Origin of the sequence: Fervidobacterium pennivorans (assembly GCF_001644665.1) — a bacterium.
In the GTDB taxonomy this organism is placed as follows: Bacteria; Thermotogota; Thermotogae; order Thermotogales; family Fervidobacteriaceae; genus Fervidobacterium; species Fervidobacterium ngatamarikiense.
Map to the genome: position 1 here is coordinate 1,617,967 of NZ_CP011393.1, position 26,146 is coordinate 1,644,112.

Here is a 26,146-nt window from a genome sequence, read left to right on the forward strand (position 1 = left end):
TTTTTGACCCATTTGACGAGGTGAGGATTTTGTTCAAGTGTAGGAAAACTTTCTTTTTTGCAGCAATTGTGGGGCTGTTATTCATTCTCTTTACCAGCTCTGTATGTGCGCAGAATACTTCGCAATTGTCTCAAACAAAAACGTCTGACGACGGCATAAGTGTTTACGGTTTCATCGAGAAGTTGGCTGGAAATCGTAATTTCAATATAAGCACGGTTCTAACCTTTGATGTTTTTGATGGCCAGCAACGTAAAAAAATTGCTTTCTCTTTCGATTTGGTTATCAAAAACTTGGAAAAATTTACATTTTATCTTAAATCCCCCGAGGTTGTCGAAGATATTGTCATTCAGTACGATATGATTTCCAGAAAAGTGGAATACGTGTACAAAAACTACAAAACGACGGAGAACGTTCTTCCAAATGTCTCGCAAGTAGGAGATATACTAACGTCAATAACAGATTTCCTTTCAACACCACTTTTCAACGCGACGTATGGAAGAGATTATGTTGAATTCAGACCAAAGAATGCGGCAATTCTTGCGAGATTCGGTGTTCAACCGATAACAGTTAGGCTTTACATGGAAAGGGAACTTCCAAAAAAGATAGAGATACTTAACGATAAAACAAATGAAAAAGTAGTTTTGGAATTCACCAAATTTGTAATAGGGTAGTTTTAACTATTTTTGAAGAGCAAAAAAGGGGGATAAAAAGATGTTTAAAAGGTCGATTGTCTTTTGTTTTCTCGTGATAATCACTCTTGCTTACGCTTACTTCAACATAGGGATTGGATATAATTACGGAGAATTATCGAACTGGGTTTTGAGGGCTGGTTACGAGTACATTGGTTTTAACCTGAATGCTGATTGGACCTTAAATAAACTATGGAATATTTACGCTAGCGTATACTTTGAAGCAGACCTTGGAATTTTAGTTGGACCTGCCATTTATGCGACGTACGATTACAATTCCTCTTCGAATGCTTTTTCTGTTGTATACGGTCCTATTTTGGGCTTTTCTAATAAACAACTCTTTGTTCAAGTTGGTTATTTCAGTGATTTTACTACTTTCACAGATGTATCAAACGCAATATTTGCAAGCTTGAGATTTTACGTTCCGGACCCACCGGGAATGAAAATGGTTGATAAGCTTTACATCGAGGCACAATACTATAGAGGAAGCTTCAAAATACTTGTTGGTTTACTGGAACCATATTTTTAAATGTTTAAACTTCTCTATCTGAGGGCCAGAGACTTGAAAACTCTTGCTTATATGGTATAATAAACCTTGCTGGTAGATAAAAATAGATTTGCCGAGGTGGCGGAATTGGCAGACGCGCATGACTCAGGATCATGTGGGGTTTCCCGTGCGGGTTCAAATCCCGCCCTCGGCACCAAACAGTAAGTCAGCAAGGGTCGGAGTAACCGACCCAAATTTTTTAATTTTCTAAAAGCTCGGTGGTGGTATTTTGACACAGGTTCAATTTTATGACTACAATGTCCTTTGCGGAAAAGCTGAAGATGTTAGAGGGTATCTTGTTGAGCTCATAGAGAAAGGTGAAAAGCTATTTGTGGTAACGTTGAATAGCCAGATATTTTTGAAGGCAGAGCAGATTTCTGATTACAAAGAAGCTTTACGAAACGCCTCTTTTCATCTTCCAGACGGTGCAGGTGTTGTTTGGGCGATAAAAAGGCACTGCACGGTTCATACCGATAGGATACCAGGTATAGACACTATGATATACCTTTGTAATGAGGCAGTAAACAGGAAGTGGAGTGTTTACTTGTTGGGGGCAAAGCCGGATGTTATACCAAAGACCGCCGAGAACTTAAGAAAACGTGGAGTGAACGTTGTAGGTTACCATCATGGATATTTTGAAGACCAAACACCTGCTGAAGAGATTGAGAAACTAAAACCAGATCTTCTATTTGTTGGAATGGGCACTCCAAGACAAGAACTTTGGATATACCAACATAGACATCTACCGTTCAAACTTGCCATGGGAGTTGGTGGAAGTTTTGATGTTATCGCAGGTGTGAAAAAACGAGCACCCGTTTTCTTTCAGAAACTGCGTCTTGAATGGTTTTATCGTTGGTTAAACGAACCCATAGCGCGTGCGCGTGTTCCTCTGGATGTTGCTAAATTCTTTTTCAAGGTGGTTCTCGATGGAAAAAATGGAACTTGTCAAAAAGTACGTTGAAGAACTTATAAACGCTCCAATAAATCTTGTTGGGTACAGAGACTTCAACGAAGCTTTTCATTATCTATATATGGATTCCGTTCTTGCTGTGAAACCAGAAGACCTCGGGAATAATTTCTTAGATGTAGGAACAGGTGGTGGAGTTCCCGGTGTCTTTCTTTTAATAGAATTTGGCATCCATGGTTTCTTGATTGACAGCGTATGTAAAAAGATAGATTACGTGAAGAACTTGTGTGAAAGATTGGGGTTAAGTAATGTAGAATTGATGTGTGTCAGAGCTGAGGAGCTTAAAGACAAAGGAATGTTCAGAGAAAGATTTGACAGTGCAGTGTCCAGAGCTGTTTCCAGGATAGCAACAGTTTTGGAGCTTACGGCGCCGTACGTAAAAGTTGGTGGGAAGGTTCTTCTATACAAGGGTCCTGGATATAACGAGGAATTAGGTCAGGCTGTGAACGCTATGAAAGAGCTGGGAGTAAAACTGGCAGAAATTAGAAAGTACAGCATTTTAGGGAAAGATAGATTTTTGGTCATCTTTGAGAAAATGTCGCCAACACCAGAAAAGTATCCACGAAAAGTTGGAATACCGGAGAAAAGACCTATCAGATAATTGAATTGCAAATCTCCGAGCAGTAAAGAATGAAAAGTTCGTTCTTATTGCCTCGGAGATTTTTTTATGATATAATGTAATTGCTTATGTTCATTCAATGAATGAATTGTTAAAAGGGGTGCGAGTGTAGAATGAGCGAGAGAAAGCTGAAAATGGCGCTTATTGGGTGTGGAAGAATAGGTTCATCCAAACATGTGGAAGCGATAGTGAAGAATTCCGATGTTATCCAGGCGATTGCAGTTTGTGACATTGTTGTGGAAAAAGCAGAACGAGTTGCACAAAGTATAGAAGAACGGGCAGGTTACAAACCTAGGGTCTATCAAAAGTACGAGGATATAATAAAGAGCGAAGATATTGACTTTGTTGCAATTGCCACAGAAAGCGGTTATCATTATGAAATCTCTATGGACTTTTTGAGAGCAGGTGTCCATGTTTTAGTTGAAAAACCTATGGCACTTTCAACGAAGCACATGGATGAGATGATAAAGACTGCTAAAGAAAAAAGTGTAAAATTGGGAGTTTGTTTCCAAAATAGATTTAATCCTCCAATAGTGGAACTGAGAAAGAAGATTGAGAGCGGTGCATTTGGCCGGATAAACTATGGAGTTGCGAATATCAGATGGAACAGGGATAAGAATTACTACGAACAAGCACCTTGGCGTGGAACATGGCAGCTTGATGGCGGTTCACTCATGAATCAATGCACACACAACATTGACTTGCTTCAGTGGATGCTTGGAGGCGAGATAGAAGAAGTATATGGAGTAATTCGTAACTTCCAGCATCCTTACATTGAAGCGGAAGACTTTGGAGGAGCAATTGTGAAATTCAAGGACGGAAAAGTTGGTATCATTGAAGGTACATCAACGATTTATCCTAGGAATTTAGAAGAAACGCTTTCGATTTTTGGTGAACTGGGGACAGTAATTATAGGTGGACTGGCTGTTAACAAGATTTTGGTTTGGAAATTCCCGGATGAAGATAGTCATCCATTTATGGAACTACCGGATCCTGATACCGTGTATGGATTCGGACATGTCCCTCTTTACAGAGATTTCTGCGAATCGATAATTTACGATAGAGCACCCAAAATCCCTGGTGAAGAAGGTAGAAAAGCGGTTGAAATCGTGCTTGCAATTTACAAGTCTGCGCTTGAGAACAAACCTGTCAAATTCCCGTTCGAGTTTGACTCCACACAGATGAAAGGATGGGAAGGTCATTATGTTATGCGTGGTTAAAGAATTCACATTTGATGCTGCTCACAATTTAGTCCAGTATCATGGAAAGTGTGAAAAACTTCATGGGCATACTTACAAACTCCAAATTGTCGTTTGTGGAGAAAAAGACGAAGAGGGAATGGTCATCGATTTTGTTGAGTTAAAAGAGATAGTAAAAAGAGAAGTACTGAGTTACTTAGACCATGCCTACATAAATGAAATAATACCTCAACCAAGTGCGGAAAACATCGCGGAGTGGATTTGGGATAAGTTGGAAAAGCATCTCACAACAGAAAGATATAAGCTTACAGAAGTAAGACTTTGGGAAACACCAACATCGTGGGTGGTCTATAGGAAAGATTGAAAGGGTAAGTAAAATCGAAAGCAAATAAAAATAAGCGGCACCTTTTTCAGGTGCCGCTTTTCAATTTTTTGTAATCGGTTATGCCAACTTTTCTTTTTCTTCGAGTGCATGTCTTGGCGTTTCTTCGTACTGAATGTTTGCAAATATTTCAAATCCTGTTCCAGCAGGTATGAGCTGTCCAACGATAACGTTTTCTTTCAAACCTTTGAGGTAATCGACCGCACCTTTGATTGCTGCGTCTGTTAATACTTGTTGCGTTTGCTGGAAGCTTGCCGCGCTCAGCCAGCCTTCGTATTCAAGAGATGCCTGTGTAATTCTGAGTAGTTTTCTTCTGTATTTCACAGTTTCTTTTGGCATTATCTGGTAAACTTCTTTCTCCTTGCCATGGTTGATTACAAGGACATCTTTTACATTATACTTGATGAGTTGTTCCAAGAGTTCTTCTGTTATTTCTTCCCCTTCTTTTGCAAGTTCTACAACTTGACCTTCTTCGTTCTTTATTAGGATATGCTTTGCGAGTACTTTTCCGATAACGCGTTTCCTGTTGAGCTCTATCTTCGCGTTGCCTTCCATTATTTCTCTATTAACTTTGTTGAGAATAGTGATTGGTACAAGGTCTCCTGGTAAGAAGTCGGTATCGCCTGGTTCAATGACTTCGGCTTTGTTAAGCATCTGCCTAATTATCAGTTCAAAATGCTTATCATGGATATCGACACCTTGCTGTACGTAGACTTTCTTAATTTCTCTTAGTAGGTACATCGCAGTGTCTTCTACTCCAAGTTCCTCGAGAATCTTTCTCACTTTGAGAGAACCTGTTGTGAGCGACTGACCGGGTAAGACTTTTTGACCAACGGATACGTTTACTCTCACCCTTGATGGAACAACGTATTCGTGCATGGTTCCAAGCTCGTCTTGTACGTAAATCTTCTTTGGTTCGTCTTGAGAGATATCAACTACAACGCCTTTAACTTTGGAGAATATACCTTCTGGATCTTTTGTCTTTTTCCTTGCTTCGAAGAGTTCCTCAACTCTTGGCAAACCTTGTGTGATGTCAGCAGTTGTAGCGATACCACCTGTGTGGAACGTCCTCATTGTGAGCTGTGTACCCGGTTCGCCGATAGATTGAGCTGCCACGATACCTACAGATTCACCAACGCTTACAACTTTATGGTTCGATAGGTCAAGACCGTAACATTTCGCGCATACACCGTGTTCAGCTTCGCATGTGAGTGGTGAGCGAACATAGATTTCCGGTCTAACTACAATGCTGTCTATGTTATTTTCCTCTAGCATTTTTGCAACTGTTACATCTATTTGTTCTTCTTCTACGGCAAGTTGTTTTTTCCGCTCTTTGTCCCAAACAACTTCCTCTGCTACTACGTTTCCAACGATTGGGTAGAGTTTTACTTTTACAGATTTAACACGCGCGTCTCTTAACTTTTTAATGATTTCCCAGTTGAGTTCACTTTCAGCTGGCAGAACTTCTGTGCCAAGGTCGACATCTTCAGCAAGTTCCGTGTAAACCTCAGGAATGTTAATATCACTCAAATCGAGAACTTTTTCTTCAACAACAGGGACTCTCTTTTTGTAATTTGACAAGAACTTAGCATCATCGTCAAGTATCACTGTATCTCTCTGGTAAACCTTTCCTGTTTCTGGGTTAACTAATATGCTGCCGCTTCCTGGTTCGTAGACGTCCTTTGCTAACACTCGACCGAATATGAAATCTTCTATTTTTTCAACAACGAAGTTGTCAGAACTCTTAAGTATCGCTGCCCTAACACCTTCGTGCGTTCCACAATCTGGTTGTGTGATTACAACGCTCTGAACAACGTCAACGAGCCTTCTTGTAAGGTATCCAGCAGAGCTTGTTCGCAACGCGGTATCGGCTGAACCTTTTCTCGCACCGTGTGTACTGATAAAGAATTCAAGGACTGAGAGTCCTTCTCGGAAGTTTGAAAGAATCGGAATTTCAATGGTTCTACCAGATGGGTCTGCCATAAGACCACGCATACCAGAAAGTTGTTTGAGCTGGTCTTTGTTACCCCTAGCTCCGGAATCAACCATTATGAACACCGGGTTGAATGGATTTTCACCGAGATATTTGTAGGTCTCTTCTTGGACCAAATCTGTGGCTTTGGTCCAAATCTTTATCGTCTCTTTGTATTTTTCTTCATCGCTCAGTAAACCTTCCTCGTAAAGTCTCTCTATCTCATCTATCTTTTTCATCGCTTCAGTGATGATTTCGTTTTTCTTCGGAGAAATGAGGAAGTCTTTCAAACTGACCGTTAAACCGGAAATCGTGGCGTAGTGGAATCCAAGCGTTTTTATATCATCAAGCAGGTCTGCTGTCCTATCAATACCGTGCTTTTTGAAAGTTTTGTAAACAACATCTTTGATTCCGTTCTTTCCGAACGTTTTGTTGTAATCTCTGAGTTCCTCTGGAAGAATCGAGTTGAATATGACTCTACCGAATGTTGTTTTTATGACCTTATCGTCAATTTTGACAAGTATTGGTTCATGTAGCTTTATGTAACCAAATTCGTAAGCGATTTCCGCTTCCTCTGGGCTTGCGAATTTCCATTTGATATCTTCCGGTTGAACTTTATCGTAGTTCTTATCGACCATCGTTAGGTAGTAAATACCGGCAACAATATCCTTACCGGGCATCGATATAGGTTTTCCATGTGCCGGGGAGATTATGTTGTACCTTGATAACATTAGTAACCTTGCTTCCGCTTGCGCTGCTGGCGAAAGCGGTAGATGGACTGCCATCTGGTCACCATCGAAGTCTGCGTTGAACGGTGGACATACCAGTGGATGCAGTTGTATAGCGTTACCTTCTATAAGTTTTGGCTCGAAAGCTTGGATAGACATCCTGTGCAGTGTTGGAGCTCTGTTGAGTAAGACAACCCTTCCCTGAATAACCTTCTCAAGTTTTTCCCAAGCTTTCGGGTCTTCTCTTTGGAGTTCTTTTCTGTATTTTTTAACTTTTGTCTGTGTAGCTTCCGCATTTTCCTCTTTTGAAAGTTCGGCAATAACGAACGGTTCAAAGAGTTCAAGAGCCATCTTCTTTGGCAAACCACATTCGTGTATCTTCAGATGAGGACCAACGACAATAACGGCTCGACCTGAATAGTCAACACGTTTACCAAGTAGATTTCTTCTGAAGCGTCCTTTCTTTCCTCTAATGAGATCAGTAAGTGATTTCAAAGGTCTACCATTTCTATCTGTATAAGCTTTTCCAATTTTTCCATTGTATATCAGATTATCAACGGCCTCTTGTAACATACGCTTTTCGTTTCTGATTATGACTTCAGGTGCATTCATTTCATACAATCTCTTGAGTCGATTGTTTCTCATTATGACCCTTCTGTAAAGGTCATTGAGGTCTGTTGTTGCGAAACGTCCACCATCTATCTGTATCATTGGTCTTATTTCTGGTGGAACAACTGGCAAGACCTCCAGAACCATCCACTCAGGTTTTGTTCCACTTTCCATTAAATCTTTAACTATTCTTAGTTTTTTTAACAATTTCTTGGCTCTTACGCTGCTTTTTGGAATTTTGTTAAGTTCGTTTTCCAGCTCGGTTTTCATAACTTCGAGATCAAGTTGTTGCAACAGCTTCTTGATTGCTGCAGCTCCAGTCTCAGCTTCAATCTTTCCTGGGTATATCATGCTGTAAGCTTCGTAATCTTGCTGAGTGATTATTTGACCTCTTGTGATACCAGTTTCTTCCGCAATCTGTGGGTCAATGTATGTGACCACCATTATTGGTTTATCGTTTTCAACTTGTTCTTCAACAACAAACATGCCATGGTAGTGCTGGCTGAAGATTTTGTACTCTTCAATAGATAGTTTCTCATCTTCGAAGAGGAATCTGTCGGCAATAACATCGCCAGCTTTTACCATTTCCCCGTCCTGAACATATATAGTCGCTCCTTCAAAAACAGGATACGTTTTGGATGACTGGACATTCTCAATGTATATTGTTCCAGTTGTAATGACTTCGTAGCTTCCGTTTTCAAGAGGTCTCAGGTTAAGGTTCCTGCTAAACTTCACAGTTCCTGACAACGGTGCTATGATACGAGGCAATATAGTTTCTGTCGTCAATTGTTGCCCTTTCTTTATTTTATCTCCATTCTTCACTAATGCTCTTACACCGTATGGTAGCGTGAATGTTATCGGTGTATTTTTACTTGTTGGGAGAGGATTAAGAGTAATAGTTTCTGAAACTTCGTCGACTTCTACGGTTCCGTCAAATGGTGCGAAAATGGCATCGACCCTTTTTTCTGAGACTATTTCATCACCTTGGTTGACGAAATCTCCATCTTTAACCCTGAGTTCCATTCCGCTGTAAACACGTAGTTCGGTTCTTATAATGTTCCTTATTGTTATCCAATAAATATCTCTGTCTGTGTGTGTTCTTTCATGCTTTATATGAACCTCACCATCTATATCAGCTACAAGCGGAGTCCTTGGTTCTTTTACTATATATGCAGGTGACACTTCAAAATCCCATTTTTTCGCGTAGATTTCGTATTCAGTTTGGTTCAATATAGAGCCTTTCACAAAAGGTGTGTTCTTTGGGTCGGTGACTATAAGGACCCTTTCGTTTACCCTTCTACTACCAAAATAGACGATGTTTTCTATATCCTTTACTGTCATGTCAAGTAACGTGGCGATGACACTTGGAGTGTTTTTAAGATACCAGACATGCGTAACAGGAGCAGCCAATTCGATATGCCCAAATCGGCGCCTTCTTGCATCTCTTGATTCGACCCTAACTCCACATTTTTCACAAACTGTACCTTCGTACTTTTTACCACTGTACTTTCCACAAGCACATTCATAGTCTTTTACAGGTCCAAATATTCTTTCGCAAAATAGTCCATCTCTTTCTGGTTTGAAGGTACGGTAGTTTATCGTTTCTGCTTTCTTCACTTCTCCACTTGACCAGCTTCTGATAACTTCGGGGGATGCCACCGCCACTTTTACTTTCGCAATTTTCCTTTTGAAAGAAGAACTCATTCATTTTCCCTCCTCTTAACGTCGGGTAAAAGCCTTATAGAACTTACCAAACCTTACAGTTTTTCGATATCTATTTCATTACCGTGCTCGTCGTAAACGCGGACATCGAGTGCGAGACCTTTCAACTCTCTAACAAGGACCTTGAAGCTCTCGGGTAGACCTGGTTCTGGTAAGTTCTTACCTTTCATGATAGCTTTGTAAACTTCGGTTCTACCCTTGATATCGTCACTTTTTACTGTAAGCATTTCATTCAATGTGTAGGAAGCACCGTATGCTTCAAGTGCCCAGACTTCCATTTCACCGAACCTTTGTCCACCAAACTGAGCTTTACCACCGAGTGGTTGTTGGTGTATCAATGAGTAAGGTCCTGTTGCCCTCGCGTGAATTTTGTCCCTTGCAATGTGAATGAGTTTCATAATGTACATGTAACCAACGAGCACCGGTGAATCGAATTCCTTACCTGTTCTTCCATCTCTGAGAATAACCTTACCTGATGGATTTTCTGGGTCATCTCCAAGGTGCAAATTAAGTTTTTCGCGAACTTTGTATAGTTCTGGCAATATTTCGTCTTCTTTAGCACCATCGAAAACAGGTGTAGCAAAGTGTCTGTTTGTTAACTTTGCGAGCCAACCAAGAGAGGTTTCGAGCACTTGACCAATGTTCATACGTGATGGAACACCCAATGGGCTTAAGACTACTTGGACCGGTGTTCCGTCTGGTAGGAACGGCATGTCTTCTTTTGGAAGAATCATTGATACGACACCCTTGTTACCGTGCCTACCGGCAAGTTTGTCACCAACTTCAAGAGGTTTTCTGGTTGCAAGATAGACTCGAACAAGTGTATTCACACCAGGACCAAGGTCTCCGACTTCTTCTTTGTGGAATACGTGTACACCGATGACCCTACCTTCAACACCGTGCGGAACTCTGAGTGACGAATCCTTGACGTCTTTACCTTTTTCTCCGAAGACGGATCTCATAATTTTTTCTTCCGGTGTTGCATCACTTTCACCTTTTGGTGTTACCTTACCAACAAGGATATCTTGCGAGGTGAAGTATTTTTGTTTACCAACGTAGGCACCTATTCGGATAATTCCGTTTTCATCGAGATTTCTCAAATTTTCCTTCGAGACATTTGGTATTTCCGCAGTGATTTCCTCTGGACCAACCCTTGTTTCTCTTGCTGTTGTTTCATAGACTTCGATGTGTACAGATGTGAACGTTTCTTCTTCTAGTAGTTCTTCGCTTACCAGTATAGCGTCTTCGAAGTTGTAACCTTCCCATGGAAGGAACGCAACGAGCACGTTCTTACCGAGTGCAAGTTCTCCGTTATCTGTCGCTGGACCATCAGCAATTGGTGTACCTTTCTTTACAAAATCTCCAACATTAACAATAGGCTTTTGATTGATACAGGTATCTTGGTTTGACCTAACGTATTTCAAAAGTGTATATTCATCGAGTACTGGATTTCCTTTCTTGTCATAAAGTGGGGTGCCATTTTCGTCTGTTCTGTGGATGACTATTTTTCTGGCATCGACCTTTTTGACAATTCCGTCGTGTTTTGCCAATACGACATGTCCAGAATAGATAGCAGCTGGGTATTCCATACCAGTTCCAACAAGTGGAGCTTCAGATTTGATAAGTGGAACCGCTTGTCTTTGCATGTTAGAACCCATCAAAGCACGGTTAGCGTCGTCATGTTCGAGGAACGGTATCAGTGATGTTGTAACACTGACAATTTGTTTTGGTGATATATCGACAAAGTCGACTTCGTTTTTGTGCACGTAGACTACTTTTTCAAGATATCTAACTGGGACTTTTTCTTGCAATATGTTACCATTTTCATCTCTTGGTATTGTTGATGACGCAATTCTGTAGTTTTCTTCTTCATCTGCAGCAAGATAAACGACTTCGTCAGTTATTCTACCATTGACAACCTTTCTGTATGGTGTCACAAGGAAACCGAATTTATCGATTGTGGCATAAACAGCGAGAGAGGTGATAAGACCTATGTTACCACCTTCTGGTGTTTCAATTGGACACATCCTTCCATAGTGAGAGTGGTGAACGTCACGAACTTCAAACCTTGCCCTTTCTCTCTTTAATCCGCCAGGTCCGACAGCTGTAAGCCTTCGTTTGTGTGTTAATTCAGCGATTGGGTTGACCTGGTCCATAAATTGTGAAAGTGGGTTCGTTGCAAAGAAACTGTTAAGCGAAGCGACGACGTTTCTCAAATTAATCAAACTTGGAATCGATATCTTATCTAAGCTTGTATAGGTTGCAAGTTTTTCTTGAATTTGATGGACAGATTTTGAGAACGCTCTTTCGAATTCTGAACCTATCAATTCACCAACTGTTTTGACCCGTTTATTTGAAAGGTGGTCTTTTGTATCAAGAGTTTCCGGGTGTTTTTCAACTTCAAGTAGCATTCTAACAACCAAGATTATATCCATCGGTGTAAGAGCATCGGAAGTCTCCATGTACTCAACATTCTCAACACTCTTTGGATTTCTTCCTTCTATTTCAACAAGGTATTTTCTGTACGTGTTTGTCAATTTTTTGTTCATTTTGTACCTACCGACTTCGGTAAGTTCGAAGCGTTCAGGATTAAAATAAAGATTATTCCAGAAGGATTTTGCAGCGTTGTATCTAAACACCTCGCCAGGGCGCAGTTCTTTGTATATTTCCATGTAAGCCCTAAGCTCGCTGATATTCTCTTCAAGAGGCATTTTTAGCCTTTCCTTAAGCTTCAGATAGGTCTTATGTATGTATTTATTTGCAACTTTTATTCTATCAATCCCATGTTCTCTAAATATCTCAACAAGTGTGGGCGTTAATACTGAACCTTTTTCAGCGAGGACCTCTCCAGATTTTGAAACAACTTTTTCAAGAATTATAACCCCTTCTGCTTGTTTCAATGAGTAATCATCTTCAACGTCTATGTAAGTTGGGAATAGAGAAAGGATATCGATATCGTTTTGATAACCAAGGGTTTTTAAGACCAAGAAAAGGTTCAGCTTTTTCCTTCTATCGATTCTTGCATACAAGGTTTCATCATTGAGATTGAGCAATATTTCAAGCCACACACCTCTGACTGGTAGGAAGTGTGCTACATATATCGGCTTTGCTCCTATGTTTTTGGTTGGTTCCTCGACAAAATAGACTCCTGGGCTTCTTACGAGCTGACTGACGACAACTCTTTCAACACCGTTTATCACGAACGTTTGATTTTCAGTCATGATAGGATAATTGCCAAGACTTACTTCTTCTTCGCGCATTTCTCCTGTTGACAAATCAGTAACTCTCACCGTTGCGTAAAACGGTGCGACATACGTGAGAAGACGCTGTTTACACTCTTCGACCGAGTGAAGAGGCTCACCTACACGAAATCCAACGAATTCGAGGCTGAAACCTTTGTCTCTTCTACCCTCGGTCTTCACTGACGTTATGGGGCTGAACTTCTTGAGGATACGCAAAATACCATGGTCCAATAACTCCTTGAAGGATTTATGCTGGATTTCTACGAGGTCTGGGACGTTGAGAATCTCATCAACCTTTCCGAAGGAGTACCTTATCCTCTTGCCCACTTGATAAGTTTTCAATCTGATCACCTCTTCCTAAAGTGTCGATACAGAATGGTTGGAAATTACGCACTGTGAGGGGCTAAAAGAGCTGAGTATATAAATAAAAAACGTAGGGTTCTAATGAACCTATTCGATGCTGTAACTCTAGGGAATTTTTTAGAATGTTTATGCATGTTTATGTTCGTCATTTGGGTCATGTTAGACAATAATACCGCAATTATATATTAAATCATAAAAACCCCGCACTGTGTAGTACTGTGCGGGGTTTGATACACAATATTCTTTGTTTTGAAAAATATGTTACTTAATTTCAACTTCTCCGCCGACTTCTGCGATCTTTTTCTTGATTTCTTCTGCTTCTTCCTTCTTAACTCCTTGTTTGATGAATGCATCTGGTGCGCCAGCTTTTTCAACAAGGTCTTTTGCTTCCTTGAGTCCGAGTCCTGTGATTTCTCTGACAACCTTGATGACTTCAACTTTCTTCTGACCAAAGCTCTTGAGGAGAACATCAAATGTGTCTTTTTCTTCTGCTGCCGCTGCTGGGGCTGCTGCTGCCGCTGCAACCGGCATTGCTGCCATGACTGGGGCTGCTGCGCTAACGCCGAATCTTTCTTCAAGCATCTTAACAAGTTCTGCAAGTTCCGCAACTGTTAATGACTCAATAGCTTTTACGAGTTCTTCCAATGTCATAATATACACCTCCTGATAAGTTTACCTTATGTTTTTGTTCTAACCAACTAGTACTAAATACTTAAAATTACTGTTTTTCCTTTTGTTCCTTAATAGCGTTAAGAGCATACAATACACTTCTAAGCACACCTGCGAGAGAGTTGACAAGGCCGCGAATAGGTGCTTGGATACCACCAACAACCATTGCAAGTAGTTGCTCTCTTGATGGGAGCTTGGACAAGTTTTCGAGTTGGTCTCCTGCAAAGAACTTTCTTTCCAGGTACAACCCTTTGCAAACAGGTGTTCCTTTGTTTTCTTTAACAAAGTTGTAGAATATCTTGATGGCCTCAACAGGGTCTGCTTTAGCATTCACGTAAAGAACTGCGGTTGGTCCAAAAAGCGCATTGTCGTGACCCTCGAGGTCATACTCTGCATTTTTGAGAGCCATCCTTAAGAGAGTGTTCTTAACAACCGTAAATCTTGCGTCGTTACCAAGCTTTTCTCTTAAACCTCTTCTAAGTTTTGTCATCTGTGCAACTGTAAGTCCGGTAAAGTCCGCGAAAAGTACCAATGAAGAATTCTTAAAAGTCTCTGTTAACTCGTTAACAAGTTGTTCCTTCTCAGGTCTCTTAAGCACGTCGTCACCTCCCTAATCAAATAAAAAATGCCTCTTTACGAGGCACAGCGGAGGGAAAATAGCACCAATACGTGTACGATAAAACGCCAAGTAGGTGCTTTTCTATCCCTTCCGTGCCTCCTGCAGGCGCCCTGGTTTGTTTAGGGCTTTATTTAACCTGCAATCTACGGCAATCACTTATTTTAGGACATCGTTTATTTTACCAAAGTTTTCTGTTCTGTAGTGAACAATGAGTAACATCTGTGTAAAGAAATAAGCTTATTGAACGATATGTTTCAAAGTTATTGGGGTATCCGTCAGCCAGACTTCGACAACTGTTACATTTGTTGCGTCGGATGTTGTGGCTGTCGCATACTTCTCTACATACAAACCCGTTCCGTTTAATTTTAACACAACACTTGTTGATTCGGCAAGCTCTTTGAGTTGTGAGATATTCCAACCAGTGATATCAGGAAGAGTTGTATAAGATGGTTTCTTAGGATTTATCAAATCATCCTGATATTGTTTTAATTTCAAAACAACTTCCTTAAAGAACGGTGCAGCAACGATACTACTTAGTTTTTCGGTTTGGGGGGAATCAACCCAGACCATTATAGTGTAAGGCTTATCTAAGATAGCTTGCCCTACGAAAACAGCAGTGACATCCTTTTTCTGGTTCTTTTGCGCTGTACCAGTTTTTCCAAGTATTTTTACTCCGTCTATCTTTGCATTTATACCGGTTCCTCTTTCCACGACATCTTCGAGCATTTGTTTTACAATATCGGCAGTTGCTTTCGATATAACTCGTTTCTTTGTCACTTCTTTTCCCTCATCGATAGTAGGTGTAACGTAGATTCCGTCATTCACTATAGTATTAAAAGCAGCTAGTAATTGGATGGGGGTGACCCCTATTGATTGCCCGATGCCCATAAATGCCCAGTCGGCTTTGTACCACTTATCTGGAGGGTTAAGTTTTCCTGGAATCTCCCCTTGTAATTCTATACCTGTCTCCCTACCGAAACCAAAAGACTGGAAAATTTCGTAAAGCTTTTCAATACCGAAAGAATCAATGATTTTCTTTGTCGTAAAGATGGAAACCACGTTGCAGGAGTGAACTAGCCCATCGTAAAGATTGATATCCTTATGAACTTCAAGGTCCTTAATTGTCAAATTCAAATCTTCGATAGGTTTCACGTAACCAGGACAGTAATAATTAGTATTTGGTGTGACAAGGCCTAGTTCTAGTGCTGCTGAAAATATAATAGGTTTAATTGTGGAGCCCGGTTCAATATACCCCATATAATAGGTAGGCCAACTCTGGGTGGTTAAAGCGGCTCTCACTTTCCCTGTATTACTTTCCATTACCAGCACTCCGACTTCTGTTGCTTGTTTTTTCGCCTTGTAATCCTGTGCCAATAAGTAAAGTTGTCTTTGGAGTTCACTATCTATCGTAATCCTGACATTTTTTCCATTTTCGGGCTCAATTTTTACATAGTTCAAAGGTCTGCCAATTATTCCTGAATAAGTTACTGAGACAACACCGTCTCTGATAGGTCTCAGTATTTTATCGAAATAAGCTTCTACACCACTGATTCCGTGTCTTTGATCAGTTTTACCAACGATTGCAGAGAGACCAAAATCTGATAAGGAAATACGGCGTTCCTCTGGAACTATCGCAACAAATTTCAAAAATTGAGTTGGAATCTTTTTTATTGCTTCCTGTCTGCTATTGACGATACCGAGTCTGAGAATATTTTTTTTATCGAGTTCGCTTAGCTGTTCAGATGCTCCAAAAGCGTTTAACAACCTTAGGAAATCTGGTGATTTCTTGAACGCGTTGCCTGCGAAGCTCCGCAAGTAATTCAAATCCAAATAAACACCATAAACAATCTCACTTGTAGCGAGCAGACGCCCGCGAGAATCGTAAATATTACCACGCAGTGCAGGAACGTAACTTTTAACCGCGTACCGGTTAGTATATATATTTGTATAAACCTTTACAAGTAAGATAATTATCAAGACCGAAACAGTTAATAATACTAGTCTATAGCGGTATTTACTTCTTCTCAATTGATTACATCACGTCCTAATACCAGTTTCGCTATTTGAACATCTAAAACTTCGTTGTGTTGTCTCAAATTCGATAAACTTTCTCTATACATCTCAACTTGCCTTAACATCTCCGCTGTTCTCAAGTTAAGGTGATACGCACCGAGAATCAGACCCGTGAACAAAGAAAATGCAAAGATGTACTTCAATACACGAGAAAAGGTTTTATGCTGCTCTTGTAACCCTTCAAGCGCGACTTCTCTCCGCTTACTTCTTACGAGTGTCATACTCTATCCCCCTTCGCTCCGCTAAGTTATGAAAAAACTAAGATTGAGAACTTACTAACGGAAACGAAAACGTAAGCCTATGAACTACGGCTCTCCCCTGCTCCGCTAAGTAAAATATTGAACATTCGGAAAATGTAAAAAGCAAAAGCAGAAAGTGTAACCTAACTTTCCAGAAAAATGCTAACTTTCTCCGCTTTGACTTGAATTAAGTTATTATTTGTTCTCTAACAATTAAAAAATTCCAACCCTCCTAGCTACCCTTAACTTCGCACTCCTCGACCTTGGGTTCTCCGCTATCTCTTCCATGCTTGGTGCTATAAAGTCACCTAAAGGTTCTAATCTCGGGTCATTTTTAAATGTGTGTTTTACTAATCTATCTTCCAGTGAGTGGAACGAAATTATAGCAATTCTACCTCCAGGTGTTAACAAATCAGGTGCGAACGAAAGGAACTTTGCTAAGTTCTCAAGTTCCTTATTTACTTCTATCCGTATTGCTTGGAAAGTTTTGGTTGCAAAATGCCTTTTTCGGTTGTGAATTTCCTTGTAAGGTAGAGCTTTTCGAATGGCTTCAACCAACTCTCGAGTAGTATTTATTGGCCTATTTTGAACAATAGAATGGGCAATTCTTCTAGCAAAGCGTTCTTCACCGTAATTATAGATAATATCGGCTAATCTATCCTCAGGGTAGGTATTAACAACATGGTGGGCAGTTAATTCACTCTCGAGGTTCATTCGCATATCGAGAGGTTCATCCTGATTAAACGAAAATCCTCTACCTTCTCCTTTTAATTGGTAGGTAGAGACCCCTAAATCAACAAGTAGTCCATCAACTTTATGGACTTGTAATAGGTTAAGCAAGACGGGTAAATCCACGTAGGAGAATTTGAAGAGCTGAACATTGGGGTAGGCTTCCAGGTTTCGCTCCGCTATTTGTAAAACTTCGCTGTCAACATCTATTCCTATAACCTTGCCACCCGTTTCCAATATCCGCTCCGCTATCGCTTTGGTGTGTCCACCTTCTCCTACCGTACAATCCACATACACCCCGTCCGGCTTCCATACCAAGTTGTCTACAACTTCCTTCAACAGTACCGGGATGTGTCGTTCACTATAAATCCTATTCATGCTTCACTCCGCTCCGCTAGTTTAGAAAAAGACTACTTACATTGTAGAACAAAATGTGTAAATTTTGCAATTTTTTCCGAAAAAAATGACGGTTGCAAAAACATCTATTTAAGCCAATTTTGGAATGATCGTGATTATATACTTAAGTATAGTAAAATTTAACATTTCTCAAAAAACAAACAGGGGGGACTCCCCTGTTTGTTATTGACATACATGGTAAGAGTGAGATACTACTATTTTTTAAAGCGTTATTCTTGTTCCCGTAAGTCCTTTTAGTGCCTTATCGAGTACTGCCATATCGGTGATTAGACATTCTCTCCCAGTTGAGGTTACGAAATCAATAGCTGCTTCGATTTTTGGTCCCATGCTACCTGATGGGAATTGACCTTCGGCAAGGTACTTTTTCGCTTCTTCAACTGTAAGGTGGTCTATCGCTTTTTGATCCGGTTTGTTATAGTTGATGTAGACTTTTTCAACTCCGGTAAGAATTATCAGTATATCTGCATCAATTTCCTTAGCAAGCAAAGCGCTTGCTCTATCTTTATCGATGACAGCTTCAACACCTTTCAATGTTCCGTTTTCTTGTATCACAGGTATTCCGCCCCCACCAGCAGCTATGACTATCATGTCTTTTTCAACCAATGTCTTTATGACGTTCTTTTCAACTATGTCGAGTGGGATTGGAGAAGGAACAACACGTCTCCAACCTCGTCCGGCATCTTCTTTCATTATCCAACCTTTTTCTTGCTGTAGCTTCTCTGCCTCTTCTTTTGAATAAAATGGACCGACTGGTTTAGAAGGTTTTTGAAAGCCAGGGTCGTTCTTATCGACGATAATTTGTGTGACAACGGCGGCGATATCTCTTTGTATATTCCTTTTTCTTAGCTCATTACCAAGAGTTAATGCTATCATGTAACCAAGACTACCTTGCGTTTGGGCATCGTTAACGTCGAGAGGAAACGGTGGTATAACGTGCTTTGCTAATTCTTGTTGGACTAATAGATTACCTACTTGTGGTCCGTTTCCATGAGTTATAACTATGTCGTAATCATCGAGCATAGAAACCAAAAATCGGGCAGTTTCGGCAAGGTTTTTCATCATGTTCTCTGCTGTTGCTTCCTCACCAGGTCTGTTGACCGCGTTGCCACCAATAGCTACAACTGCTAGTTTCTTCATGTGCACACCTCCAACTACGGATATGGAATTTTAGATTTATGAAAGTGCAATTGCCAAAGCGATAGATGCAAATTTTGACTCACTTGTATCAGCACGTGATATGACAATAACTGGTGCCTTTGCTCCAGCTATGATACCAGCAATTCTTCCATTTGCAAAGTATACGGCAGACTTGCCAAGGAAATTTCCACTGTGAATGTCTGGAACAACTAGTATGTCGGCATGACCTGCAACATCTCCCTTAACACCTTTGACTTCTGCTGCGTAAACGCTCAGAGCGTTATCTATTCCAAGAGGTCCATCTATCTTGCAATTCTTTATCTGACCACGCTCGTTCATCTTGGCGATAATAGCAGCTTCCATTGTCTCTGGCATGTCGGGATTTACTGTTTCAACAGCAGCTATAAGTGCGACTCTAGGCATCTCGTAGCCAAGTTTTCTGGCAACAGCAACTGCGTTTTCTATAATCTGCACTTTTTGTTCCAAAGTGGGTCTAATTACCATACCACCATCTGTGATAAAAATCAAACGGTTCACACCAGGAACTTCAACAACTGCAACATGTGAAAGTAATCTTTCGGTTCTGAGCCCTTGCTCTTTGTCTAAGACAGCTTTCAGCAACATGGAGGTTTTTACAAGCCCTTTCATAACTATGTGTGCTTTCCCTTCGACAACTGCTTTTACGGCAGCTTTGGATGCTTCTTCTTCAGAACGACAATCAACAATGGGAAAATCGGTGTTGAGTTCTTTCAAATTCTCTTCAATTAATTCTCTCTTTCCGAAAAGAATAGCGGAAACTCCTAATTCCTTTGCTTCGACAACTGCTTTTATGGCTTCTTTATCCTCTGCTCCAGCAATGGCGATGACTTTCCCCTTTCCTTTCGCCATTTCGATGATTTCAGAGAGCGTTCTTACCATTGTTAAACACCTCCAAAAGTGTCTGCTATTGAAGTTATTTAAACTAATATCCTTGCGGCTGCACAAATATATGTCATAGCCAACAATGCTTCAAAGATGACTTTGTAGTCGTCATGCTTAATTCTAACTTTCCTACCATCAACTCTTTCGACGAGAGGCATAGAAGAGACTAGGTCTGCCCTAAGGGTATCACTGAATTCTACAACCATTTCAATGGGTGATGAAAATCTGAAAATCTCGAAATCTTCTCTGGATTTTGTTGAAAGCTCCTTAGCACATTGCTCCAGTTCGTTGAGCAGGGTCCCCATAGGTTTCATAATAGCGCTGTGTCTTCCAATAGACTTTTTGGTTTCCACAGAAAGAACCTTTGGTAGAATTTTGGAGGTTTGGGTGATAACCTTGTCATCACCGATTAGACACCCAAGCGGAACGTTGAATAAACCAGCAAATGCCGCGTTGATGAGTGCTTCGTTCATTTCCACTCCATTTATCCAAATATTGTGTATGGAAGAACTTGAGTACGTGTGGTCCATATTTGCATGAAGGGTACCAATACCAGCATGGTAACCGAAGAAAACAGCAAAATCAAAGGATTCATCAATGCCGTACATCATATAATATTGCCTAACGCCACCACTTACCAATGTTACGTATGGAAATTCCTCGGTAATCTCCCAAGGAATGTTATCACCTGCGGCATGTGAATCGACTAGCGTTACTTCGCACCCTTCTAAGCCTTTTAAAAACGCTTTCAGCTGTCTCAACATTTCATACCTTTTGAAGTCGGAACTTTTCTTTTCAACATCATTCCAACTAGTTACACCAGCAAGTCCTTCATAATCAAACGATATAAAGATTTTCTTCTTAGTCATACCATCCACCCCTGTTGGTATTATAAAACAAATCAAGCTTAGTATGAAGTTGGAGAAAAAAGAGCATACTAAAGCATAAAAAAGCATACAAGAGGATTAATTAGGATTCATTAGGATTAAGAAATGAACATTGGTTTGAACTGAATAGTAGCAATTTTCAAAGTGCGCAGTAAGTGATTACTTAATGGTCTTTAGTCGATTCTTTACAGTAAACAATTTCGAAACAAAACTTCATATACCATTTATTGTGAGTAAAATATCATTCATGAGTTAACATAAAGTTTGTCTTGATTTTTAACATAGACTTATGAGATAATACTGAATGCACAGTAACCTTACCCCACCCCCGCCTTGTTCTTGTTATTGCTTTATTTGATTTATTTTCCTTACAATTGCACGTCTCGAGGTGTACTTATGGATAACGTAGAAATCAAGGAAAAGATTTTGTCCACACTTAAGGAGAAGGTCAGCCGACAACAATGGGAACACTGGTTTATAGACTTCTATGTTAAACGTGTAGAAGGAACCCACGTTGTCTTTGAAGTGGGTAACCTCTTTCTTAAAGGTTACATCGAAAAGAAGTTTGATAAGGTTATTAGAAAAACCATTAGTGAAGTTGTTGGTCAGGGAGCAACTTATGAAATTGTTTACGCCCAGGTTGTCAATCCTGAGAATTTCGAAGATGAGGTTCCAGACAACGTTGCGTTGGTTAGGAAAAAGCCTATTTTAATAACCCCACTCAATCCCAAGTACAGGTTCGACAATTTTGTGGTTGACGAGTTCAACCAATTTGTTTACAACTTACTTCTTGAAGCAGCAAAAAAACCAGGCACTTACAATCCGATATTTATCTACAGCGAAGCTGGTATGGGAAAAACTCATTTAGTTCAAGCTTATGGCAATTATCTACTATCTCAAAACCCCGACCTGAGGTTTGCTTACTTGACTAGTGAGAGTTTCATGAACGAGCTCATTACAAAACTAAAATCTGGTAATATGGAGGAATTTCGCGAAAGGTACAGAAAGAAAATCGATGTCCTTGTAATTGACGATATCCAGTTTTTAGCAGGAAAAAAGGGAGTCCAGATAGAACTTTTCCATACCTTCAATGCACTTTACGAAGCTGGAAAACAAATTATCGTATGTTCCGACAGGTCGCCAAAAGAACTTAAAGATTTCCAAGATAGGGTCATTTCAAGGTTCCAAATGGGCGTCGTTGCTCAAATTAAGACACCTTCCCAAGAAGCGATGTACAAAATAGCAAAAAAAGTTGTTGATGATGAGAGGGCGGATATCGACGATGACGTGTTGCGATACGTTGCTACACATATTAAGGGAAGTATAAGAATTTTGAAAGGTGCCGTTATAAAATTAATCGCTTACAAAAGTATGTATGGAGAGTTAGACATTTCAGTTGTAAAATCCATACTGCGGGACGTACTTACTGAAGATGTTAACACAGGCTCAAATGGAGATATCATAGAAATTATTGCTAAGATGTTTAAAACAACGAAAGATGATATTCTTTCAGGTTCAAGGGACAGAAACACCTCCCTGGCACGACAGGTATGTATGTACTTTATGGTTAAAAAATACGGCTTATCAACAAGGAAAGTCGGCGAGATATTTAACAAGACACATCCGTCGGTGATAAATTCCGTTAAAGTTGTTGAAGAAAAAATGAAGAATGAAAAGGATTTTGAATTACTCTTGAAAACTGTGGAAAAGGAACTTCAAAAAAGTGTTGGAAAAGCTTATTCATAATAGGACATGGCACTTGAGAGTGAAGGTTTAGAGTCTGTTGAAAAATTAAACCAGTTGTGTTATAATCAACAATGACATCGAAGAGGAGGTGATAAGGAATGAAGGTTAGAGTAGATGAAGCAACATGCATCGGATGCGGTGTATGTGAAAACCTTTGTCCAGACGTATTCAAACTTGGCGATGACATGAAGGCAAAGGTTTTGCTACCAGAAACAGACCTTTCCTGCGCAAAGGATGCTGCTGATAGCTGTCCGACAGCTGCTATCACTGTCGAAGAGTAACTTGGGGTTAAATCACGTTCAGAGTTCTTTAGAGGGGGCGGAAGCCCCCTTTATTTCTAATACGCTTATTTACCCAACTGTGTTTAAAACATGGTTAGAGTTGAGAAAAAGAAATGAATAAGAAGAGAAATACAGAATTTTCCTTATTTTTCGCATATTATTGCATTTGCTAAGCATTGTTGTGATATAATATAATCAACAAGCGGTGTTTGAATTTCGAAATTCAAATAAATAAATACATCAACAATGATAAATATGAGAAAGCTTGTGAAAAGGAAGGTGTAAAGGAGTGCACGTAGCAAAGTATTTGGAGCGGTTACAGAAGTTTTCTTATTTACTTATAACTATCACCTTGATTTTGGTTTTTGCCTCGTTGGTTTTCGGCTTGGACATGACAAAAGCTCAGGAGATTTACAAAAGCTATTTTTCGCCTTCTTCTGATTTTCACCAGTTTGTTATTTCACACATCAAGGGTGACCTTCCATTGTACAGATTTTTGAAGATTTACATGGTAGGTTCAACGGAGAAAACAGAAACCACGAAAAAGACGGGGGATTATTTGGAGGCGCTCAAACCAATGGAAGGTGCTAATTCTGATGAAGAAAAGTTAGCCCGTGCCGTATATCTTTCATACTGGGAATCTAAACTGAACAACCGGTCTTTCGATAAAGAACTTATAAAGAGCTCTCCTATTTTTAACTCCTTCTTTAACGAGTATCAAATACGTCTTATAGATGCCTTTGGCAATTACGCCCAAGACCTTGCTGCCTACCTTTTCGGTGCGGATATTAACTTGGCTTATATTCCAGAAGAATTGAAAAAGTTAAGAACCAACGTTATAGGAGATTATGAATACACTCCCGTTTACAACGGGGAAGAACTGCAAGCAATAACCTTAATAATGCAAGAACCAGAAGTATTAAAAACTTTGGAAGGGATAATTTTAGAAGCTGCAAAATCTGCAAAGGATTTAGATCCAGAGATGCTAATTTTAAGAACACGTGGAACAATCTTTAGAAGTACGTATGCTCTAATCGCGGGTATAAAAGATGAGATAGCCAGAGAGTTTGCGATGATAACTCCCAAAGAATCAAACTTAGCATGGATTAGATGGGTAGTATATACGATTGTATTCTTTATCTGGTTCTATTTCTTTAAGGACATCCGTGTTCCGCTTTTGTTAATAATAGCCTCTGAAACAGTTTATATAGGTGCATTCATGAATATTCAATCAACATCGGATGGAATGATTTATGGTATAGTTATGGCTATAGCCTTGCTTTTCTCGATGTTCTACTTTTTATTTAAGAAACAGTTCACACTTTTCTTAATAAGTCTTGCCACAGCACTTGTAGTATTTCTACCCTCGTTTGCAACGAAAGACTTGTTAATGCCAGAAACCTTTGGTGAATCTCCTTTTTACAGCTCGTTGGTTTCTGAGGTTCTTCAAGAACCTTTGAGCATTGTGCAAAGACGACTAAAAAACTACAACACGACGGTAAACGAATCCATTGAAAAGTTCAACATTCTTCTAAACGACGCAGCTATTGATACGTTCAACCTTTCAGAAGAGTATTTCGCTCCAGAAGGTTTTGAAAAAAGGATAGAGTATGCAAAGAGTTTGTTAGGCAACGTAACAGACAAAGCTTTGGTAAAAGAAGCAAATGATTTTGTCTATTTCGAAACAAAAAGATACGAAAAAGTAGAAAAACTCATCTCGGAATTCGAAAAAGATTTCAGAAGATTTGCCTCTGTTAGTTCGAAGGGTTTTAGAGATACATTAGTTGAATTTGTTGAATCACACTTCAACGGTGCACATAAAGACAGACTATTAAAGGCTATATCCTCAACTCAAAGAAAACCTTATATCTTATTACCCAGTTACAAAATCTACTATTCACTTTCGGCAGTTATATTGATATCCCTTGCTTTGTTCTTAATTGCGCTCAAAAGAGACGAAGCATTCATACCTCTTGTGGGTTCATTTACCGTCTCAGTTCTCACGTTATTCAAAACGCAAACTGTATTCATCCAAGTTGGTGTCCCTTCTATTAGTGTTTACATCAGTTGGCTAATTCCGTATACCTTAATCCTGGCGGTTATCCTGGGTTATTACTGGTTGAGAAAAAACCATATCATCCTTAAAAGGAGGGAGAGAGTATGAGGAAGTTCTTCGTATTTGCACTTCTTGCGGTTCTTTTAACATTGGGATTCTCATTCAAAGCCATCATGGTCACTGACACTGGTGGACTTGGCGACAAGTCGTTCAACGATGGAACATGGGCAGGTGTACAAAGAGCGGCTCAAGAACTCAAAGTAGAAGCTAAAGTTATCATGTCACAAGAACAGTCAGACTACATTCCTAACCTTACAAAAGCAGCTGAAGAAGTTATGAAAGAAAAAGACGGCGGAATTGTTTTCGCAGTTGGTTTCATGATGACCGATGCTCTCATGAAAGTTGCTCAGCAGTATCCGACAGTTTACTTCGCTGGTATAGATATTGCTTTTGACAAGGAACTTCCAAACGTTATTAACTTTTTGTTCAAAGAACAGGAATCTGCATTTTTGGTTGGTTACATAGCAGCTGCTATGACAAGAACAGGAAAAGTTGGGTTTGTCGGTGGTATTCCAATACCTCCAGTTGAAAGATTCAGATATGGTTATGAAGCAGGTATAAAGGCTTACCAAGATCTCAAAGGAAAGAAGGTTACAGTTTTAAGAGGATACACAAACGAATTCAGCGACCCAAAGAAGGGTAAAGACCTTGCAAATTCACAATTCTCACAGGGTGCAGACATTATCTTTGCAGCAGCTGGTGCTTGCGGTAACGGAGTTATTGAGGCAGCAAAAGAAAGATCAGAAAAGCTCGCAGGTAAAGGATACGAAAACATTAAGAAATACGCACTTTCTGGAAAACCACTTTACTATGCGATCGGTGTTGACGTTGACCAAGACTACATGGCACCTGGTGTTGTCCTTACAAGTGCAATGAAAGGTGTCGATATGGCAGGGTACTACGGAGTCAAGTGGGCATTCACAGGACAATTCAAGGGCGGAATTAAAAACCTCGGTCTTAAAGAAAATGGTGTTAGAATATCTGAACTGAAATACACAAAAGAAATCATCGACAAGCTTGCTCCAGGCGTTCTTAAAGAACTTGATTATCTTAAACAACTTGTCATCGAGGGTAAAATTGTTATTCCAGATTCGGAAGATGCACTCAAGGCATTTACAGTTAAGGGTGTAAAACTTCCAAAGTAATCCACATAGAGAAATGCAATAATCTTTTCTCTTCTCGTTTTTTCAAGCCGGGGGCGATATGCCCCCGTTTTGATAGACTATACGGATAGCGAAATCCGTTGGTCTATCAAAGCGGGAAAGTGTTCAAT

The 26,146-nt window shown here is 40.0% G+C and carries 20 protein-coding genes and 1 tRNA gene; 11 read left to right on the plus strand and 10 right to left on the minus strand.

Annotation, left to right across the window (positions count from 1 at the left end):
- Positions 1 to 20 precede the first annotated feature (20 nt).
- The 7 genes from JM64_RS07520 to queD all read left to right on the plus strand — a co-directional run bounded on the left by JM64_RS07520 (position 21) and on the right by queD (position 4,385).
- On the plus strand, positions 21 to 671 hold the full coding sequence (locus tag JM64_RS07520) for a hypothetical protein (protein WP_231882326.1): 651 nt from the start codon (positions 21 to 23) through the stop codon (positions 669 to 671).
- 40 nt (positions 672 to 711) lie between these two features.
- The gene (locus tag JM64_RS07525; RefSeq protein ID WP_064012112.1) at positions 712 to 1,218 is read left to right on the plus strand and encodes a hypothetical protein; all 507 of its coding nucleotides are present in this window, start codon (positions 712 to 714) and stop codon (positions 1,216 to 1,218) included.
- A 90-nt stretch (positions 1,219 to 1,308) separates the two neighbouring features.
- Positions 1,309 to 1,393: transfer RNA gene (locus JM64_RS07530), tRNA-Leu, on the plus strand.
- A 72-nt stretch (positions 1,394 to 1,465) separates the two neighbouring features.
- Complete coding sequence (locus JM64_RS07535; protein WP_064012113.1) at positions 1,466 to 2,197, plus strand: WecB/TagA/CpsF family glycosyltransferase; 732 nt, start codon at positions 1,466 to 1,468, stop codon at positions 2,195 to 2,197.
- A complete protein-coding gene (gene rsmG / locus JM64_RS07540) occupies positions 2,163 to 2,804 on the plus strand; it encodes a 16S rRNA (guanine(527)-N(7))-methyltransferase RsmG (protein ID WP_082868353.1) in 642 nt (213 codons plus the stop codon). Before JM64_RS07535 ends, rsmG begins: the two co-directional genes overlap by 35 nt.
- Before the next feature lie 131 nt (positions 2,805 to 2,935).
- A complete protein-coding gene (locus JM64_RS07545) occupies positions 2,936 to 4,042 on the plus strand; it encodes a Gfo/Idh/MocA family protein (protein ID WP_064012115.1) in 1,107 nt (368 codons plus the stop codon).
- Positions 4,026 to 4,385, plus strand: a complete 360-nt coding sequence (gene queD, locus JM64_RS07550; RefSeq protein ID WP_064012116.1) for a 6-carboxytetrahydropterin synthase QueD — start codon at positions 4,026 to 4,028, stop codon at positions 4,383 to 4,385. The genes JM64_RS07545 and queD overlap by 17 nt, the downstream gene beginning before the upstream one ends.
- A 78-nt stretch (positions 4,386 to 4,463) precedes the next feature.
- On the opposite strand, the gene JM64_RS07555 is transcribed toward queD, so the two are convergent.
- From JM64_RS07555 to JM64_RS07600, 10 genes are all read right to left on the minus strand, one after another.
- Positions 4,464 to 9,416, minus strand: coding sequence for a DNA-directed RNA polymerase subunit beta' (locus tag JM64_RS07555; protein WP_064012117.1), 4,953 nt, complete (start codon positions 9,414 to 9,416; stop codon positions 4,464 to 4,466).
- A gap of 53 nt (positions 9,417 to 9,469) precedes the next feature.
- Entirely contained in the window at positions 9,470 to 13,018 is a 3,549-nt protein-coding gene (gene rpoB, locus JM64_RS07560; RefSeq protein ID WP_064012118.1) for a DNA-directed RNA polymerase subunit beta, read from the minus strand.
- Between the two features lie 282 nt (positions 13,019 to 13,300).
- Entirely contained in the window at positions 13,301 to 13,690 is a 390-nt protein-coding gene (gene rplL / locus JM64_RS07565) for a 50S ribosomal protein L7/L12 (RefSeq protein WP_014452530.1), read from the minus strand.
- Positions 13,691 to 13,757: 67 nt separating this feature from the next.
- The gene (gene rplJ, locus JM64_RS07570) at positions 13,758 to 14,306 is read right to left on the minus strand and encodes a 50S ribosomal protein L10 (RefSeq protein WP_064012119.1); all 549 of its coding nucleotides are present in this window, start codon (positions 14,304 to 14,306) and stop codon (positions 13,758 to 13,760) included.
- A gap of 258 nt (positions 14,307 to 14,564) precedes the next feature.
- Positions 14,565 to 16,355 carry a peptidoglycan D,D-transpeptidase FtsI family protein gene (locus tag JM64_RS07575; protein WP_064012120.1) on the minus strand — a complete coding sequence of 597 codons (1,791 nt, stop codon included), beginning with the start codon at positions 16,353 to 16,355 and terminating at the stop codon, positions 14,565 to 14,567.
- Positions 16,352 to 16,621 carry a hypothetical protein gene (locus tag JM64_RS07580; RefSeq protein WP_064012121.1) on the minus strand — a complete coding sequence of 90 codons (270 nt, stop codon included), beginning with the start codon at positions 16,619 to 16,621 and terminating at the stop codon, positions 16,352 to 16,354. The genes JM64_RS07575 and JM64_RS07580 overlap by 4 nt, the downstream gene beginning before the upstream one ends.
- A gap of 231 nt (positions 16,622 to 16,852) precedes the next feature.
- Positions 16,853 to 17,746, minus strand: a complete 894-nt coding sequence (rsmH, locus tag JM64_RS07585; RefSeq protein WP_064012122.1) for a 16S rRNA (cytosine(1402)-N(4))-methyltransferase RsmH — start codon at positions 17,744 to 17,746, stop codon at positions 16,853 to 16,855.
- A 240-nt stretch (positions 17,747 to 17,986) separates the two neighbouring features.
- Complete coding sequence (gene arcC, locus JM64_RS07590) at positions 17,987 to 18,922, minus strand: carbamate kinase (RefSeq protein WP_064012123.1); 936 nt, start codon at positions 18,920 to 18,922, stop codon at positions 17,987 to 17,989.
- A 36-nt stretch (positions 18,923 to 18,958) separates the two neighbouring features.
- Complete coding sequence (locus JM64_RS07595) at positions 18,959 to 19,840, minus strand: bifunctional enoyl-CoA hydratase/phosphate acetyltransferase (protein ID WP_064012124.1); 882 nt, start codon at positions 19,838 to 19,840, stop codon at positions 18,959 to 18,961.
- A 38-nt stretch (positions 19,841 to 19,878) separates the two neighbouring features.
- Positions 19,879 to 20,712 (minus strand): M55 family metallopeptidase, encoded by an 834-nt coding sequence (locus JM64_RS07600; RefSeq protein ID WP_064012125.1) that lies wholly within the window; start codon positions 20,710 to 20,712, stop codon positions 19,879 to 19,881.
- A gap of 429 nt (positions 20,713 to 21,141) precedes the next feature.
- Between JM64_RS07600 and dnaA the strand changes: the two genes are divergently transcribed.
- The 4 genes from dnaA (at position 21,142) to JM64_RS07620 (ending at position 26,018) form a co-directional block, all read left to right on the plus strand.
- Positions 21,142 to 22,476: a chromosomal replication initiator protein DnaA gene (gene dnaA, locus JM64_RS07605; protein ID WP_064012587.1), complete on the plus strand. Its 1,335-nt coding sequence runs from the start codon at positions 21,142 to 21,144 to the stop codon at positions 22,474 to 22,476.
- 98 nt (positions 22,477 to 22,574) lie between these two features.
- On the plus strand, positions 22,575 to 22,757 hold the full coding sequence (locus tag JM64_RS07610; RefSeq protein ID WP_064012126.1) for a ferredoxin: 183 nt from the start codon (positions 22,575 to 22,577) through the stop codon (positions 22,755 to 22,757).
- A gap of 289 nt (positions 22,758 to 23,046) precedes the next feature.
- Positions 23,047 to 24,921 carry a hypothetical protein gene (locus JM64_RS07615; protein WP_064012127.1) on the plus strand — a complete coding sequence of 625 codons (1,875 nt, stop codon included), beginning with the start codon at positions 23,047 to 23,049 and terminating at the stop codon, positions 24,919 to 24,921.
- Positions 24,918 to 26,018 carry a BMP family lipoprotein gene (locus tag JM64_RS07620; RefSeq protein WP_064012128.1) on the plus strand — a complete coding sequence of 367 codons (1,101 nt, stop codon included), beginning with the start codon at positions 24,918 to 24,920 and terminating at the stop codon, positions 26,016 to 26,018. Before JM64_RS07615 ends, JM64_RS07620 begins: the two co-directional genes overlap by 4 nt.
- Positions 26,019 to 26,146 lie beyond the last annotated feature (128 nt).

Excerpts from the sequence above, each read along its gene's own strand:
- JM64_RS07580 (WP_064012121.1), bottom strand. The coding sequence starts at position 16,621 with ATGACACTCGTAAGAAGTAAGCGGAGAGAAGTCGCGCTTGAAGGGTTA.
- rplL (WP_014452530.1), bottom strand. The coding sequence starts at position 13,690 with ATGACATTGGAAGAACTCGTAAAAGCTATTGAGTCATTAACAGTTGCG.
- JM64_RS07610 (WP_064012126.1), top strand. The coding sequence starts at position 22,575 with ATGAAGGTTAGAGTAGATGAAGCAACATGCATCGGATGCGGTGTATGT.
- rsmH (WP_064012122.1), bottom strand. The coding sequence starts at position 17,746 with ATGAATAGGATTTATAGTGAACGACACATCCCGGTACTGTTGAAGGAA.
- JM64_RS07620 (WP_064012128.1), top strand. The coding sequence starts at position 24,918 with ATGAGGAAGTTCTTCGTATTTGCACTTCTTGCGGTTCTTTTAACATTG.
- JM64_RS07525 (WP_064012112.1), top strand. The coding sequence starts at position 712 with ATGTTTAAAAGGTCGATTGTCTTTTGTTTTCTCGTGATAATCACTCTT.
- JM64_RS07545 (WP_064012115.1), top strand. The coding sequence starts at position 2,936 with ATGAGCGAGAGAAAGCTGAAAATGGCGCTTATTGGGTGTGGAAGAATA.
- JM64_RS07555 (WP_064012117.1), bottom strand. The coding sequence starts at position 9,416 with ATGAGTTCTTCTTTCAAAAGGAAAATTGCGAAAGTAAAAGTGGCGGTG.
- arcC (WP_064012123.1), bottom strand. The coding sequence starts at position 18,922 with ATGAAGAAACTAGCAGTTGTAGCTATTGGTGGCAACGCGGTCAACAGA.
- rsmG (WP_082868353.1), top strand. The coding sequence starts at position 2,163 with ATGGAAAAAATGGAACTTGTCAAAAAGTACGTTGAAGAACTTATAAAC.
- queD (WP_064012116.1), top strand. The coding sequence starts at position 4,026 with ATGTTATGCGTGGTTAAAGAATTCACATTTGATGCTGCTCACAATTTA.
- JM64_RS07595 (WP_064012124.1), bottom strand. The coding sequence starts at position 19,840 with ATGGTAAGAACGCTCTCTGAAATCATCGAAATGGCGAAAGGAAAGGGG.
- JM64_RS07600 (WP_064012125.1), bottom strand. The coding sequence starts at position 20,712 with ATGACTAAGAAGAAAATCTTTATATCGTTTGATTATGAAGGACTTGCT.